Raw genomic sequence first — 14,946 nt, forward strand, 5'->3', positions numbered from 1 at the left:
AACCCATTCAATCAGCCCCGATACTCCGGCCGCTCGGCCAATCCTTCCTTCAAGTAATCCACCAGCTTGCGCACCTTCGGCGACAAATGCCGCTGCTGTGGATACAACGCCCACACCGCCGTATTCGGCGGCTGATGCGCCTCCAGCAGCGAAATCAGCGCACCACTGTGCAAATGCTCCAGCACGTAATAGTCCGGCAACTGACACAAGCCGACCCCTTGCAGCGCCGCATCCAGCACCGCTTGCCCACTGTTGCAGCGCCAGTTTCCCTGTACGCGCTGGGAAAACTCCCGGCCGTTCTGTTCCAGTTGCCACAGGTCCGAACTGCCGATCAGGCAATTGTGCCGGCTCAGTTCCGACAAGCTGTGTGGGCGGCCATACCGTTCCACGTAGGACGGAGACGCGCACAGGTACATCCGACGCGGCGCCAGGCGGGTGGCGACCAATCGAGAATCCTGCAGGCGACCCAGGCGGATCGCCAGATCCAACCCTTCATGCACCAGGTCGAGTTGGCGGTTACTCAGCTCGATATCAACGCGCAGTTGCGGGTATTGCCCCATGAACCGCGTCACCAACGGCACGATAAACCGCTCGCCATAGGCCACGGCGCAGGTCATGCGCAGCATGCCTTTCGGTTCGCTGGTCAGGTCGCCGACCGCGCGCAGAGCTTCTTCGCGACCGTCCTGCAGGCGCTGACAATGCTGCAGAAAGGTCTGACCGGCTTCGGTCAGGGTCACACGACGGGTGCTGCGGTAGAGCAGGCGCGTCTGTAATCGATCCTCCAGCCGTACGATTTGTCGACTGATGTGTGAGGAAGAAACCCCAAGGCGTTCGGCCGCAGCGGTGAATTGGCTGCATTCGGCGACGGCGACGAACTCGTCGATACCTTCCCAGCGGTTTTCGGACATTTGATTATCCCTGTACAGCAATAATATTTTGCATTTGTCCGGATTATTAATCAGTTGGCGCTGAACTACACTGCCGGTCTGGTTTTTTATTCATTGGATTCACTGGAGAGTCAGCATGATCAAGTCGCGCGCCGCCGTTGCCTTCGAGGCCAAGAAGCCGCTGGAAATCGTAGAAGTCGATGTGGCCATGCCCAAGGCCGGTGAAGTGTTGCTGCGCGTGGTGGCTTCCGGGGTTTGCCACACCGATGCCTACACCCTGTCTGGTGCGGATCCGGAAGGCATCTTCCCGTCGATCCTTGGCCACGAAGGTGGCGCGATCGTTGAAGCCATCGGCGAGGGCGTCACCTCGGTCGCCGTCGGTGACCACGTGATTCCGCTGTACACCCCGGAATGCGGCCAGTGCAAATTCTGCAAGTCGGGCAAGACCAACCTGTGCCAGGCGATTCGAGCCACTCAGGGCAAAGGCCTGATGCCGGACGGCACTTCGCGCTTTTCCTATAAGGGCCAAACGATTTTCCACTACATGGGTACTTCGACGTTCTCGGAATACACCGTACTGCCGGAAATCTCCGTGGCGAAAATCGCCAAGGATGCGCCGCTGGAAAAGGTCTGCCTGCTCGGTTGCGGCGTAACCACCGGTATCGGCGCGGTAATCAACACTGCGAAGGTCAAGCCAGGTGACACCGTGGCGATCTTCGGTCTCGGCGGCATCGGTCTGTCGGCAGTCATCGGTGCAGTGAAAGCCAAGGCTGCGCGGATCATCGCCATCGACATCAACCCGGCCAAGTTCGAGATCGCCAAGCAGTTGGGCGCCACCGATTGCGTCAACCCGAAAGACTTCGATCGTCCGATCCAGGAAGTGATCGTCGACATGACCGACGGCGGCGTCGACTTCTCCTTCGAGTGCATCGGCAACGTGCAACTGATGCGCGCGGCGCTGGAATGCTGCCACAAGGGCTGGGGCGAATCGGTGATCATCGGTGTTGCCGGTGCCGGTCAGGAAATTTCGACCCGTCCGTTCCAGCTGGTGACCGGTCGCGTCTGGCGTGGTTCGGCATTTGGCGGCGTGCGTGGTCGTACCGAGTTGCCAAGCTACGTTGACATGGCGCAGAGCGGCGAGATTCCGCTGGATACTTTCATTACCCACACCATGGGTCTGGAAGATATCAACAAGGCCTTCGACCTGATGCACGAAGGCAAGAGCATCCGTACCGTCATTCATTTCTGATCAATCGCGACGCCACGGCTACAGACCTTGAAGGTTTATAGCCGGGGCCGCGTAGGAGTCTTTACATGAGTCTGGAAAACATCTCCTGTCAGAAAAGTTTCGGCGGCTGGCACAAGCGCTATCGCCACCGTTCCGACGTGCTCGGCTGCGACATGGTGTTTGCCGTATACCTGCCGCCGCAAGCGGAGCAGGGTGGCAAGCTGCCGGTGCTGTACTGGCTGTCCGGTCTGACCTGCACCGACGAGAACTTCATGCAGAAGGCCGGGGCGATGCGCATGGCCGCCGAACTCGGTCTGATCATCGTCGCGCCGGACACCAGTCCGCGCGGCCCGGATGTGCCGGGTGATCCAGATGGCGCCTGGGATTTCGGCCTTGGCGCCGGGTTCTATCTGAATGCCACGCAGGAACCATGGTCGCGCCACTATCGGATGCATGACTATGTCGTGCAGGAATTGCCTTCATTGGTTGAAGCGCATTTCCCGGCGTCGGACAAACGCAGCATCAGCGGCCACTCCATGGGCGGTCACGGTGCGCTGGTCTGCGCGCTGCGCAATCCGGGGCGTTACCAGTCGGTGTCGGCGTTTTCGCCGATCAACAACCCGATGGATTGTCCGTGGGGGCAGAAAGCATTCTCCCGCTATCTGGGCGAAGACCGTTCCAAGTGGAAAGAATGGGATGCCTGCGCGCTGATTGCTGACGCCGACGAGAAACTGCCGTTGCTGGTCGATCAGGGGGATCGCGATGACTTCCTCGCCACGCAGCTCAAACCCGAAGCCCTGCAACAAGCTGCAAAACAAGCGGGTCATCCGCTGACGCTGCGCCTGCAACCGGGCTACGACCACAGCTATTTCTTCATCTCAAGCTTCATTGACGACCACTTGCAGCATCACGCACGCGCCCTGCGCGGTTAATGCAGGTAGAATCACGCCCTGACAAAAATCGGGGCGTTTTTTTATGCGTATTGGCCACGGCTACGATGTTCACCGTTTCGCTGAAGGCGATTTCATTACTCTGGGCGGCGTGCGTATTGCACACGGCTTCGGGCTGCTCGCTCATTCCGACGGTGACGTCCTGCTGCATGCCTTGAGCGATGCCTTGCTCGGCGCGGCCGCGCTGGGCGATATCGGCAAGCACTTTCCGGACACCGACCCGCAATTCAAGGGCGCCGACAGCCGTGTGCTGCTGCGGCATGTGGTCGCGCTGATCCACGCCAAGGGTTGGAAAGTCGGCAACGTCGACAACACCATCGTCGCTCAGGCGCCGAAAATGGCCCCGCATATCGAAGCGATGCGCGCGTTGATCGCCGCCGATCTGCAAGTTGAACTGGATCAAGTGAACGTGAAAGCTACCACCACCGAAAAGCTCGGCTTTATCGGTCGCGAAGAAGGCATCGCCGTGCATTCCGTTGCCTTGTTGCTGCGCGCATGAACGAACTGCAATTGCTTGGCCCGCGGGCCTATGGCGAACCACTCGGCACTGCGGTTCTGAAAGCCATCGCCGAAGATTTTCAGGTCGATGAAGTGCTCGACATCCCGTTCAGCGGCGATGGTGAGCACCTGTGGATCTGGGTCGAAAAACGTGGCCTGAATACCGAAGAAGCGGCGCGCCGAATTGCCAAGGCCGCCGGCGTGCCGTTGCGCACCGTCAGTTATGCCGGGCTCAAGGATCGTCAGGCGTTGACCCGTCAGTGGTTCAGCGTGCAACTGCCGGGCAAGGCTGATCCGGATCTGTCGGCGGCGGAAAACGACACGCTGAAGATCCTCAAGACCACGCGGCACAAACGCAAGCTGCAACGCGGCGCGCATTCGGCGAACGGCTTCACCTTGCGCCTGACCCAGTTTGCCGGCGACAAGGATGCGATCGAACAGCGTCTGCAACTGATCGCCAAGCAAGGCATTCCCAATTATTTCGGCGCCCAGCGTTTCGGCCATGACGGCGGCAACGTCGTTGATGCGCGTGCCTGGGCGGCGCGCAAGGCATTGCCCGAGCAGCGCAATGTGCGTTCGCGGCTGCTGTCGACGGCGCGCAGTTTTCTGTTTAATCAAGTGCTGGCGGCGCGGGTTGCCGACGGCACCTGGCAGCAGGCACAGGTCGGCGATCTGCTGGCGTTCACCGACAGCCGCAGTTTCTTCCCGGCGGGTGTTGCCGAATGCAGCGATCCGCGCCTGGCGATTCTCGACCTGCACCCGACCGGTCCGCAGTGGGGCGAAGGTGACTCACCCGCCGCTGGCGCTGTCCATGATCTGGAGCAGGGGATTGCCGAGCGTGAGGCGGATCTGCGCGATTGGTTGATCAATGCCGGAATGAACCACGAACGTCGCATCCTGCGGCTGCCCATTGGCGGGTTGTCGTGGCATTATCCCCAGCCTGACATTCTGCAACTGGAATTCGTCCTCCCGGCCGGATGCTTCGCCACCGTATTGGTGCGCGAACTCGTTGATCTGGTGCCGGTGGGGCAGACGGACAGCCCATGCGTATTCTGATTTCTAACGACGATGGGGTAACCGCACCCGGTCTCGCCGCGCTTTATGCTGCGCTGGCGGATTACACCGAGTGCGTGGTTATCGCCCCGGAGCAGGACAAAAGCGGCGCCAGCAGTTCGCTGACGCTCGACCGTCCGTTGCACCCGCAATACCTGGCAAACGGTTTCATCAGCCTCAACGGTACGCCGACCGACTGTGTGCACCTGGGCCTCAACGGCCTGCTGGAGCGCGAGCCGGACATGGTGGTTTCCGGGATCAATCTCGGTGCCAATCTGGGCGATGACGTGCTGTATTCCGGCACTGTGGCGGCAGCCCTCGAAGGACGCTTTCTCGAGCGCCCTTCGTTTGCGTTCTCGCTGTGTTCGCGACAGGTGGACAATCTGGCGACAGCCGCACATTTCGCGCGCAAACTGGTCGAAGCCCACGCCGGGCTGGACCTGCCGCCGCGTACGGTGCTGAACGTGAACATTCCCAATCTGCCGATCGATCATATTCGTGGCATTCAACTGACCCGTCTGGGCCATCGCGCCCGTGCTGCGGCGCCGATGAAAGTGGTCGACCCGCGTGGCAAGGCCGGCTACTGGATTGCTGCGGCCGGTGATGCCGAAGACGGCGGCCCGGGCACTGACTTTCATGCGGTGATGCAGGGGTATGTGTCGATCACGCCGTTGCAGCTCGATCGCACTTTCAATGATGCCTTCAGAAGTCTCGACGGCTGGCTGGAGGAACTGCGCTGATGGCTCGTGAACACGAAGACAGACTGCGCAGTGGCATCGGCATGACGTCGCAGCGCACCCGTGAACGTCTGATCCAGCGTCTATATGAAGAAGGCCTGTCCAACGCCAAGGTGCTGGAAGTGATCCGCCGTACGCCGCGTCATCTGTTTGTAGATGAAGCGCTGGCGCACCGCGCGTACGAAGACACCGCACTGCCGATCGGCCACAACCAGACCATCTCCCAGCCTTATATGGTGGCGCGCATGAGCGAGCTGCTGCTGGAGGCGGGGCCGCTGGACAAGGTGCTGGAGATCGGTACCGGTTCGGGTTACCAGACGGCCGTGCTGTCGCAACTGGTCGAGCGGGTATTTTCGGTCGAACGCATCAAGGTCCTGCAGGATCGGGCCAAGGAACGCCTAGTCGAACTCAACCTGCGCAACGTGGTGTTCCGCTGGGGCGATGGCTGGGAAGGCTGGCCGGCGCTGGCGCCGTACAACGGTATCATCGTCACCGCAGTCGCGACCGACGTGCCGCAGGCCTTGCTCGATCAACTGGCACCGGGTGGGCGGATGGTGATTCCGGTCGGCTCGGGGGAAGTGCAACAACTGATGTTGATCGTGCGTGAAGAACACGGCTTTTCCCGTCACGTATTGGGAGCTGTGCGCTTCGTGCCATTGCTCAATGGCCCGCTGGCCTGAGCATTTATTTGCGGGCGCTGAATTCCTTGCGCTGGCCTGTGTCTTACACCGGCAGTGATGGTTTAAACGCTACGAACTGTCCACGGGCAAACGTGTGCGTGAAGCGTTTTCGCATCTTTAACGGTAAAGCCGGTTCGGCCCGTTATACTTGCGACACTACTTGCCGCGATTCGGCATTCCACATATTTCAGCCACCACAAAGGGAGCGGCGGGTGAGTCTCACAGTCATTGCGCAGCGTATGGGTAACACGAGCTTTCAGCGCCTGGTGACTGGCCTTGTATTGAGCACCTTGCTGGTCGGTTGCTCCAGCACCAAATCGAGCAACGTGCGGGTGGTCGATCGCAACAGCGCGGCGGCCCAGCGTCCGGCCGTCACGACCGGGCAGTATGTAGTCCGTCCGGGCGATACGCTGTTTTCCATCGCTTTTCGCTATGGCTGGGACTACAAAGCCCTCGCGGCCCGCAACAATATTCCTACGCCGTATACGATCCACCCGGGTCAGACAATTCGCTTTGACGGCCGCACCGGTTCAACACCGACAGCGGTGGTGAGCAACGGCAGTTCCGCGCCATCATCGTCGAGCAAAACCACGGTAATCCGGCGCCAGGCGAATGGCACGACGACCACCACCGTGACCGGCTCCGGAGCCGCTGCTGCGGGGGCTGCACCGTCCGTCGCGAACAAATCGACTCCGGCTCCGATGCCTCCACCGGGCCCGGCCCCGACCGGCTGGGGATGGCCATCTAATGGCATTCTGATTGGAAAATTCTCTTCAAACGGTAGTTTGAATAAAGGAATTGATATCGCCGGAGATTTGGGACAGCCTGTTTTAGCTGCGTCTGATGGGACGGTGGTTTACGCCGGGAGTGGCTTAAGGGGCTACGGCGAATTAGTCATCATCAAACACAGCGAAACCTACGTCAGTGCCTACGGACATAACCGCAGGCTGTTGGTTCGGGAGGGGCAGCAGGTCAAGGTCGGACAGACAATTGCCGAAATGGGGTCCACGGGTACAGACCGGGTGAAACTGCATTTTGAGATTCGCCGCCAAGGTAAACCTGTAGATCCGCTGCAGTTCCTGCCCAAACGTTGATTTGAGGCCAGCCTGTTCCGTCGCGTAGAGGGGACAGGCTCCAGCGCTGCCAAGGATAAAGGCGTCGCTTGAGCTTGGGGTCGAACTCACCAAAGGACTATAACAATGGCTCTCAGTAAAGAAGTGCCGGAGTTTGACATCGACGATGAGGTTCTCCTTATGGAGGCCGGCATCGATTCGGAATCTTCGATGTCGAATGATGAAGGGGCTGCTCCACCTTCCGTTCGTTCCAAATCCAGACAATCCGCTTCACTTAAACAACACAAGTACATCGACTACACTCGGGCACTCGATGCCACGCAGCTGTATCTCAACGAAATCGGCTTTTCACCACTGCTCTCCCCGGAGGAAGAAGTTCATTTTGCGCGTCTGTCGCAAAGTGGCGACCCTGCCGGGCGCAAGCGCATGATTGAAAGTAACCTGCGGCTGGTCGTGAAGATCGCCCGGCGTTACGTCAATCGGGGGCTGTCGCTGCTGGATCTGATCGAAGAGGGTAATCTCGGCCTGATCCGCGCAGTGGAAAAGTTCGATCCCGAGCGTGGCTTCCGCTTCTCGACCTACGCGACCTGGTGGATCCGTCAGACCATCGAGCGCGCGATCATGAATCAGACCCGGACCATCCGGTTGCCGATCCATGTGGTCAAGGAGCTCAACGTGTACCTGCGGGCGGCACGGGAGCTGACGCAAAAACTCGATCACGAACCTTCACCCGAAGAAATCGCCAACCTGCTGGAAAAACCGGTGGGCGAGGTCAAGCGCATGCTCGGCCTGAACGAGCGGGTTTCTTCGGTCGACGTCTCGCTGGGTCCGGATTCGGATAAAACCCTGCTGGACACCCTGACGGATGACCGTCCGACCGATCCATGTGAACTGCTGCAGGATGACGACCTGTCGCAGAGCATCGATCAATGGCTCTCGGAACTGACCGACAAGCAGCGCGAGGTGGTCGTACGCCGCTTCGGCCTGCGCGGCCATGAGAGCAGCACGCTGGAAGACGTAGGCCTGGAGATCGGCCTGACCCGTGAACGGGTGCGGCAGATCCAGGTGGAAGGCCTCAAGCGCCTTCGCGAAATCCTCGAGAAGAATGGCCTGTCGAGCGAGTCGCTGTTTCAGTAAGCGCCTCACACGCCTGCCGCAAGAAGCCCCGACTGGTTCGGGGCTTTTTTATTGCCCGGATGCTGTCTGTGGCGAGGGAGCTTGCTCCCGCCGGGTTGCGGAGCAACCCCAAATATTCATGAGCGCCGCGCACTCAAGCGGGAGCAAGCTCCCTCGCCACAAAGTTCATTGCCGGACAAATGGTCAGCATTTCCATCGTTTGTAGTCTTGCGGTGTAAGCCTTGGCTTACTCTTTCGTAAGCGTTCCCCATTTTTGCAGGACGGTAGACGTCGACTACTGCCGAGAGTCGTATTTAACCAATTGATTTATATGCTTATTTTTTAATATGAAGTGCTTATTACAGCGATTTTCATCCCGCCGGGCCGATTGCTCTCGGCAGGGAACTCTCTAGTATCAGCACTGTGTCGACGGACAGACACGCCCTTCAGGGAAGAGGGGAACGGACATCGCAGGACGCGATTCATCAGGACGATGAAAAGGAATACAGGGAATAGGGAAAAAATGTGGGCGGGTCATACCGCCCCTTTTTTTGCCTGTAGAAAAGTAAAATCCGAAAAAGCAAAAAGGCCCGCAAGGGGCCTTTTGGTAACGCGCGACAGATCAGCGTTCGAGGTCTTTGATCTTGCCTTTGACGCCATCCCACTCTTCGGCATCCGGCAGCGATTCTTTCTTCTCGGTGATGTTCGGCCAGATTTCAGCCAATTCAACGTTCAGTTGAATGAACTCCTGCATATCCTCCGGAACTTCGTCCTCAGAGAAAATCGCGACAGCCGGGCATTCCGGTTCGCACAGGGCGCAGTCGATGCACTCGTCCGGGTGAATCACCAGGAAGTTCGGGCCTTCGTAAAAGCAGTCCACCGGACAGACTTCTACGCAGTCGGTGTACTTGCACTTGATGCAGTTGTCGGTGACGACGAAGGTCATTTCTAATTTTCTCCTCAGGCGGCGGCAGCGTAGCCCCTTCACGGTTGGGGTCGCCAGGTTCGGGAGCGATGTCTGCCAGCCAGGCTATTAGCCAGCAGCATCCCAAACCGCGCGAGATTCTAACAGCTTGAAGCCGTTTGCGTTATATCCGGTTCTTTGCTGCTTAGATCCGGTTCTTAAGTGCATATAACAATTCGAGCGCTCGACGCGGGGTCAGGTCATCGAGATCCACTTTCGCCAACTCATCGAGCACTGGATGCGGCAGGCTGGCAAACATGTCGCTCTGCTGCGGGACCGCCGGTTTGCCTTTGACGGCAGGCTTGGGCGCTTCATGCGGCAATGCGGTGTCTTCCAGTCGGCTCAGGTGCTCCCGGGCCCGCACGATCACTTCACTCGGCACGCCGGCCAGTTGCGCCACCGCCAGGCCGTAGCTCTGGCTGGCAGGCCCCGGCAACACATGGTGCAGGAACACGATGCGCTCGTTGTGCTCGGTGGCGTTGAGGTGCACGTTAGCCACCAAAGGTTCGGCTTCCGGCAGCACAGTCAGTTCGAAATAGTGCGTAGCGAATAGAGTATAGGCACGCAGATGCGCCAGACGCTCGGCGGCGGCCCATGCCAGGGACAGACCGTCGAAGGTGCTGGTGCCGCGACCGACTTCGTCCATCAGCACCAGGCTGCGCTCGGTGGCGTTGTGCAGAATGTTGGCGGTTTCGCTCATCTCGACCATGAAGGTCGAACGGCCGCCGGCCAGGTCGTCGCTGGAGCCGATCCGGGTGAAGATCCGGTCCACCAGCGACAACTCGCAACTGGCCGCCGGCACGAAGCTGCCGATATGCGCCAGCAGCACGATCAATGCGGTTTGGCGCATGTAGGTGGATTTACCACCCATGTTCGGGCCGGTGATCACCAGCATCCGGGTGTTGTCATCCAGGCTCAGGTCGTTGGCCACGAATGGTGTAGTCAGCACTTGCTCGACCACCGGGTGACGCCCTTGGGTGATGCGCATGCACGGCTCGCTGACGAAGCGCGGGCAGTTTAGATCAAGGTTCAGCGCACGCTCGGCAAGGTTGCTCAGCACGTCCAGCTCGGCCAATGCGCCGGCAGTATCCTGCAGCGGTGGCAGTTGGCTGATCAGATCTTCCAGCAGCGCCTCGTAGAGCATTTTCTCGCGGGCGAGGGCACGGCTCTTGGCCGACAGCGCCTTGTCTTCGAATTCTTTCAGCTCGGGCGTGATGAAACGCTCGGCGCCCTTGAGCGTCTGGCGACGGATGTAGTCTGCCGGAGCCGATTCCGCCTGCTTGCTCGGCAGTTCGATGAAGTAGCCGTGAATACGGTTATAGCCAACTTTCAGGTTGGCCAGACCGGTGCGGGCCTTTTCCCGGGCTTCCAGATCGATCAGGAACTGGCCGGCGTTTTCGCTCAGCGATTGCAACTCGTCGAGTTCGCTGTCGTAACCGGTTTTCAGCACGCCGCCGTCGCGGATCACCGCTGGCGGGTTGTCGATAATGGCTTTTTCCAGCAGCGCCGCCAGTTCCGGGTAGGTGCTGGTGGTGGTGGCCAGGCGTTGCAGGTGCGGTGCTTCGAGGTCGGTCATCGCCACTTGCAGTTGCGGCAGGGCACCGAGGGCATCGCGCAGGCGAGCGAGGTCACGGGGACGCGCATTGCGCAGGCCGATACGCGCGAGAATCCGCTCGATGTCGCCGATTTCCTTGAGCTGCGGCTGCAGCTTTTCGAAGCGGTAGCCGTCGAGCAGGCAAGTGATCGAGGTCTGCCGCGCCAAAAGCACGGTCAGATCGCGCAGCGGACGGTTCAGCCAACGGGTCAGCAAACGGCTGCCCATGGCGGTCTGGCAGCGATCAACCACCGATTGCAGGGTGTTGTCGCGACCACCAGCCAGGTTAGTGTCGAGTTCGAGGTTGCGGCGGCTCGCGCCGTCGAGCACCACGGTGTCATCCAGACGCTCATGACGCAGGCTGCGCAGATGGGGCAGGGCGGTGCGCTGGGTTTCCTTGGCATAGGCCAGCAGGCAACCGGCAGCGCCGATGGCCAGGGTCAGGGTTTCGCAACCGAAGCCTTTGAGATCTTGCGTGGAAAACTGCTGGCAGAGACTTTTCAGCGCCGAATCACGCTCGAAATCCCACGGCGCGCGACGACGCACACCACGGCGCTTTTCCGCCGGCAGGTCTTTCGGCCAATCGTCCGGGATCAGCAGTTCCACCGGGTTGACTCGCTCCAGCTCCGCCAGCAGGTTTTCCCAGCCCTTGATCTCGAGCACAGTAAAGTTGCCGCTGGTGATGTCCAGCACTGCCAGACCGAACAGGCGCTCGTCGCCTAGCACGGCGGCAATCAGGTTGTCGCGGCGTTCATCGAGCAGCGCTTCGTCGCTGACTGTGCCCGGGGTAATGATCCGTACCACCTGACGTTCTACCGGGCCCTTGCTGGTGGCCGGATCGCCGACCTGCTCGCAGATCACTACCGACTCGCCGAGCTTGACCAGTTTCGCCAGGTAACCTTCCGCCGCGTGGTAAGGAATCCCGCACATCGGGATCGCTTGCCCCGCCGACTGGCCGCGCGCGGTCAGAGTGATGTCGAGCAACTTGGCCGCCTTCTTCGCGTCTTCATAGAAGATCTCGTAGAAGTCGCCCATGCGATAGAACATCAGCTGATCCGGGTGCTGATTCTTCAGGCGCCAGTATTGCTGCATCATCGGGGTGTGGGAGGACAGGTCGGAGACGGCTTTATTCATCGGATTGTCAGGTAACTCGTTAAATGATGTAGGGCAAAAGCGAGGGCAACCGCCGGGCTTTTCCGCGATGGGCGCAAGGTTACCATGGGCGGTCGGCTCGACGCAGGCATGACGGCCGGCTGACACTTTCTGCGTTTAATTGTGATTTATGCACGATTTATGCAAATCAGCATTTGTCTTCGGAAAAAACTTCAAGCACTATGCGCGTTATGCAAAAACGCAACGTATCCTCCGTCTTAAGAGCACTGCTCGACCAGCACGGGATCTCCCCCACGGAGCTCCACCGTCGCACCGGCGTGCCTCAATCAACGCTCTCGCGGATTCTCAGCGGGAAGATCGTCGATCCTTCGGATAAACATATCTCGAAGATCGCCGAATACTTCAATGTGAGCACCGATCAATTGCGTGGCCGCGCCGATGTCGCGATCGCGACCGGTGGCGCGCGCGATGACGTGCATGCGGAACTCAAGGACATAAGCCTGTGGGACGACGATACCCCTGTCGATGACGACGAGGTGTCGGTGCCCTTTCTTCGTGAGGTTGAATTGGCTGCTGGATCAGGAAGATTCGTCATCGAAGAGAGCGAACGCTCTAGCCTGCGCTTCGGCAAGCGCAGCCTGCGCCACAACGGTGTGCAGTTCGACCAGGCCAAATGCGTGACGGTGCGCGGTAACAGCATGATGCCGGTGTTGCGTGACGGCGCCACGGTCGGAGTCAATGCCGGCAAGTGCGGCATCGGCGATATCATCGATGGCGATCTGTACGCGATCAACCACAACGGTCAGTTGCGCGTGAAGCAGCTCTATCGTCTGCCGACCGGCATCCGTCTGCGCAGCTTCAACCGCGATGAACATCCGGACGAGGACTACAGCTTCCAGGATATGCAGGACGAGCAGATCGTCATCCTTGGTCACGTCTTCTGGTGGGGCATGTACGCTCGATAAGTACTCCCCTTCGCATAAAACCCGCCTCATGGCGGGTTTTTTTTCGCCTGAACAAAACCCTCGGCGCCTTGATTTATGCGGTCTGCATGCGTCCGTGCATTTCTCGCGCATAAATAAATGCATTTATGCATTGACTGTATATGCATCCATGCATATTCTTGCCACCAAGCCGCTCGACAAAGCGGCTGGCAACAACAGCTCTTTAGTTCCACAAGAACAGGCAGCGATGAACCGGCCTCAACGGTTCAGAGGGTTGGCAACTGACCCGGGTGTGCAGCGTAAAGCACCAAGAGCAGTTATCCGGCGGGCAGGGACCGCGGTCGGAAAAACAATTTGAATGGACTCGTACCGCGCCAGTAGCGCCGAAAAGTCAGCTTCCTTCTCGGATACAGGATTTGAAGGAAGGCGAAGGAGCGCATTACTGAAAAGCCCGGTGCTCAGTGCCGGGCTTTTTGGAATGCCTACCTGAAGAGACATCGCTTGAACCCAACACACAACACTCATCAACTAGAACCAGGAGGCGTGACATGACAAACGAGCAACAAGCGTTGGCGGACATGCCGATCTGGCTGGTCATCCTCCTTGCCGTGGTGGGCGGGGTGTCCGGCGAAATGTGGCGCGCCGACAAGGAGGGCGCCCGTGGCTGGTCATTGCTGCGGCGTCTGGCCCTGCGCTCCGGGGCCTGCATGATCTGCGGCGTCTCGGCGATCATGCTGCTGTACGCCGCCGGACTATCCATCTGGGCCGCTGGTGCCTTCGGTTGCCTGACCGCCATGGCCGGTGCCGACGTGGCCATCGGTCTTTACGAACGCTGGGCCGCCAAGCGTATTGGCGTCTGCGAAGTTCCCCCGCCGCGCGATCCACAGTAACTCAACACTTTCTTGCCTCGCTGCACAACTCATGCGGCGGGGCTGCGCGTGGACAATTGAAAAGGAGGTCATGCATGCCCGCACCGATCCAGCAGCCTTCGCAGCTGTTCACGGCGATGGCGACTACCCTGCGCAACAGCGCCGGCCTTAATTTGCAAGTTGGCAATCACGACGACTTCACGGCACCCGGCGCTCAGGCCTGGGCATTGATCGACTTCGACCGTAATGCACCCGGTGCACGTGCCGCTGACGGGCGAATTGCCCATGTCATGACGGTATCGCTGCAAGTCATTCCGGCACTTTCTGCGAGCGCATTTGCCGCCTGCGATCTGATCGCCGTACTGAAAAACCTGATCACCGACAACCGTTGGAGCCTGCCCGGCGCTCAATGTGATCTGCCGATGAACATTGATGGTTTGCCGTCAGTGCTCACACGCGCCGAGCAGCAATACAAAGCCTGGACTCTGACGTTCAACCAGACCCTCTATCTCGGCCCGACCTTGCTCGACGACCCGCTCGGCACGCCGAAATTCGCCCTTACCTGGGAAGTCAGCAATATCGACGACCCGGACCAATACACCGCGCTGGAGGCCTGACCGATGTTCGACGCATTACTGCGCATGCAATTGGGCCCGATCATCGAGCGGCTGGCGGAGATGGAAGCGGAGATCGACGACCTGCACCGCCGCGCCGAGAGTTTCTGTCGCATCGGCGTCTGTCAGGCAGTCGATGCGGCGAGCAACACCTGCCAGGTCAACCACGGAGGATTGCTGACGCCAGCCATCAAATTCTTCAACCCCAGCGCCGGAGCGCAGAGCGAGTCACGAATCCCGAGCGTGGGCGAGCAGTGCCTGCTGCTCAACTACGGCAGCGGTGAAAGTGGCGCGCAAAGCGTGGCGTTGTTTGGTTTGAACAGTGACCGCTTTCCACCGACGGCAACGGTACCGACGCTGACGCGCCGGGTGCACGTTGATGGCAGTGAAAGCGGCTACGACGACGCCACACACATTCTGCACTGGCAGAACGGCCCGGCGGCTTTCACCGGTTCTCGCGAGTCGCTTGCACTGAGCATCGGCCCGGCGCAACTGACGATGACTCCACAGCTGATCAGCCTGCAACTTGGCGCCGTCGGCCTGAGCATCGACGCCTCGGGCGTGCACTTCAGCGGCCCGTTGGTGGATCACCAGGGCCGCGTCATCAGCCCCTGAATCAAGAGCTT

15 protein-coding genes are annotated in these 14,946 nt (G+C 59.7%); 12 read left to right on the forward strand and 3 right to left on the reverse strand.

The annotated features are described in order from the left end of the window. Nucleotides 1-11 precede the first annotated feature (11 nt). Entirely contained in the window at nucleotides 12-908 is an 897-nt protein-coding gene (locus E4T63_RS05820; RefSeq protein WP_134785547.1) for a LysR substrate-binding domain-containing protein, read from the reverse strand. A gap of 115 nt (nucleotides 909-1,023) precedes the next feature. Here E4T63_RS05820 and E4T63_RS05825 point away from each other — a divergent pair, with 115 nt between their 5' ends. From E4T63_RS05825 to rpoS, 8 genes are all read left to right on the forward strand, one after another. Next, nucleotides 1,024-2,136, forward strand: a complete 1,113-nt coding sequence (locus tag E4T63_RS05825; protein ID WP_027611042.1) for an S-(hydroxymethyl)glutathione dehydrogenase/class III alcohol dehydrogenase — start codon at nucleotides 1,024-1,026, stop codon at nucleotides 2,134-2,136. Nucleotides 2,137-2,201: 65 nt separating this feature from the next. Beyond that, on the forward strand, nucleotides 2,202-3,047 hold the full coding sequence (gene fghA, locus E4T63_RS05830; RefSeq protein WP_135295059.1) for an S-formylglutathione hydrolase: 846 nt from the start codon (nucleotides 2,202-2,204) through the stop codon (nucleotides 3,045-3,047). A 43-nt stretch (nucleotides 3,048-3,090) separates the two neighbouring features. After that, the gene (ispF, locus tag E4T63_RS05835) at nucleotides 3,091-3,564 is read left to right on the forward strand and encodes a 2-C-methyl-D-erythritol 2,4-cyclodiphosphate synthase (RefSeq protein ID WP_135295060.1); all 474 of its coding nucleotides are present in this window, start codon (nucleotides 3,091-3,093) and stop codon (nucleotides 3,562-3,564) included. Next, nucleotides 3,561-4,619, forward strand: a complete 1,059-nt coding sequence (gene truD / locus E4T63_RS05840; protein WP_135295061.1) for a tRNA pseudouridine(13) synthase TruD — start codon at nucleotides 3,561-3,563, stop codon at nucleotides 4,617-4,619. Before ispF ends, truD begins: the two co-directional genes overlap by 4 nt. Beyond that, nucleotides 4,607-5,356 carry a 5'/3'-nucleotidase SurE gene (surE, locus tag E4T63_RS05845; RefSeq protein WP_047601272.1) on the forward strand — a complete coding sequence of 250 codons (750 nt, stop codon included), beginning with the start codon at nucleotides 4,607-4,609 and terminating at the stop codon, nucleotides 5,354-5,356. The genes truD and surE overlap by 13 nt, the downstream gene beginning before the upstream one ends. A gap of 41 nt (nucleotides 5,357-5,397) precedes the next feature. After that, a complete protein-coding gene (locus tag E4T63_RS05850) occupies nucleotides 5,398-6,033 on the forward strand; it encodes a protein-L-isoaspartate(D-aspartate) O-methyltransferase (RefSeq protein WP_169841266.1) in 636 nt (211 codons plus the stop codon). 212 nt (nucleotides 6,034-6,245) lie between these two features. Then, nucleotides 6,246-7,127, forward strand: coding sequence for a peptidoglycan DD-metalloendopeptidase family protein (locus tag E4T63_RS05855; RefSeq protein ID WP_098967475.1), 882 nt, complete (start codon nucleotides 6,246-6,248; stop codon nucleotides 7,125-7,127). Nucleotides 7,128-7,232: 105 nt separating this feature from the next. Then, nucleotides 7,233-8,243: an RNA polymerase sigma factor RpoS gene (rpoS, locus tag E4T63_RS05860; RefSeq protein ID WP_007964304.1), complete on the forward strand. Its 1,011-nt coding sequence runs from the start codon at nucleotides 7,233-7,235 to the stop codon at nucleotides 8,241-8,243. Nucleotides 8,244-8,844: 601 nt separating this feature from the next. On the opposite strand, the gene fdxA is transcribed toward rpoS, so the two are convergent. Next, entirely contained in the window at nucleotides 8,845-9,168 is a 324-nt protein-coding gene (gene fdxA / locus E4T63_RS05865; RefSeq protein ID WP_003222178.1) for a ferredoxin FdxA, read from the reverse strand. A gap of 163 nt (nucleotides 9,169-9,331) precedes the next feature. Then, entirely contained in the window at nucleotides 9,332-11,914 is a 2,583-nt protein-coding gene (gene mutS / locus E4T63_RS05870; RefSeq protein ID WP_027611048.1) for a DNA mismatch repair protein MutS, read from the reverse strand. A gap of 209 nt (nucleotides 11,915-12,123) precedes the next feature. Here mutS and E4T63_RS05875 point away from each other — a divergent pair, with 209 nt between their 5' ends. The 4 genes from E4T63_RS05875 (at nucleotide 12,124) to E4T63_RS05890 (ending at nucleotide 14,935) form a co-directional block, all read left to right on the forward strand. Beyond that, nucleotides 12,124-12,858 carry a LexA family transcriptional regulator gene (locus E4T63_RS05875; RefSeq protein WP_027611049.1) on the forward strand — a complete coding sequence of 245 codons (735 nt, stop codon included), beginning with the start codon at nucleotides 12,124-12,126 and terminating at the stop codon, nucleotides 12,856-12,858. Nucleotides 12,859-13,385: 527 nt separating this feature from the next. Continuing rightward, nucleotides 13,386-13,727: a phage holin family protein gene (locus E4T63_RS05880; protein ID WP_003222183.1), complete on the forward strand. Its 342-nt coding sequence runs from the start codon at nucleotides 13,386-13,388 to the stop codon at nucleotides 13,725-13,727. Nucleotides 13,728-13,801: 74 nt separating this feature from the next. Continuing rightward, a complete protein-coding gene (locus E4T63_RS05885) occupies nucleotides 13,802-14,323 on the forward strand; it encodes a hypothetical protein (RefSeq protein ID WP_135295062.1) in 522 nt (173 codons plus the stop codon). Between the two features lie 3 nt (nucleotides 14,324-14,326). Beyond that, nucleotides 14,327-14,935, forward strand: a complete 609-nt coding sequence (locus E4T63_RS05890) for a phage baseplate assembly protein V (RefSeq protein WP_135295063.1) — start codon at nucleotides 14,327-14,329, stop codon at nucleotides 14,933-14,935. Nucleotides 14,936-14,946 lie beyond the last annotated feature (11 nt).

The sequence above is a fragment of the Pseudomonas fluorescens genome (genome assembly GCF_004683905.1).
GTDB classification, from domain to species: domain Bacteria; phylum Pseudomonadota; class Gammaproteobacteria; order Pseudomonadales; family Pseudomonadaceae; genus Aquipseudomonas; species Aquipseudomonas putida_A.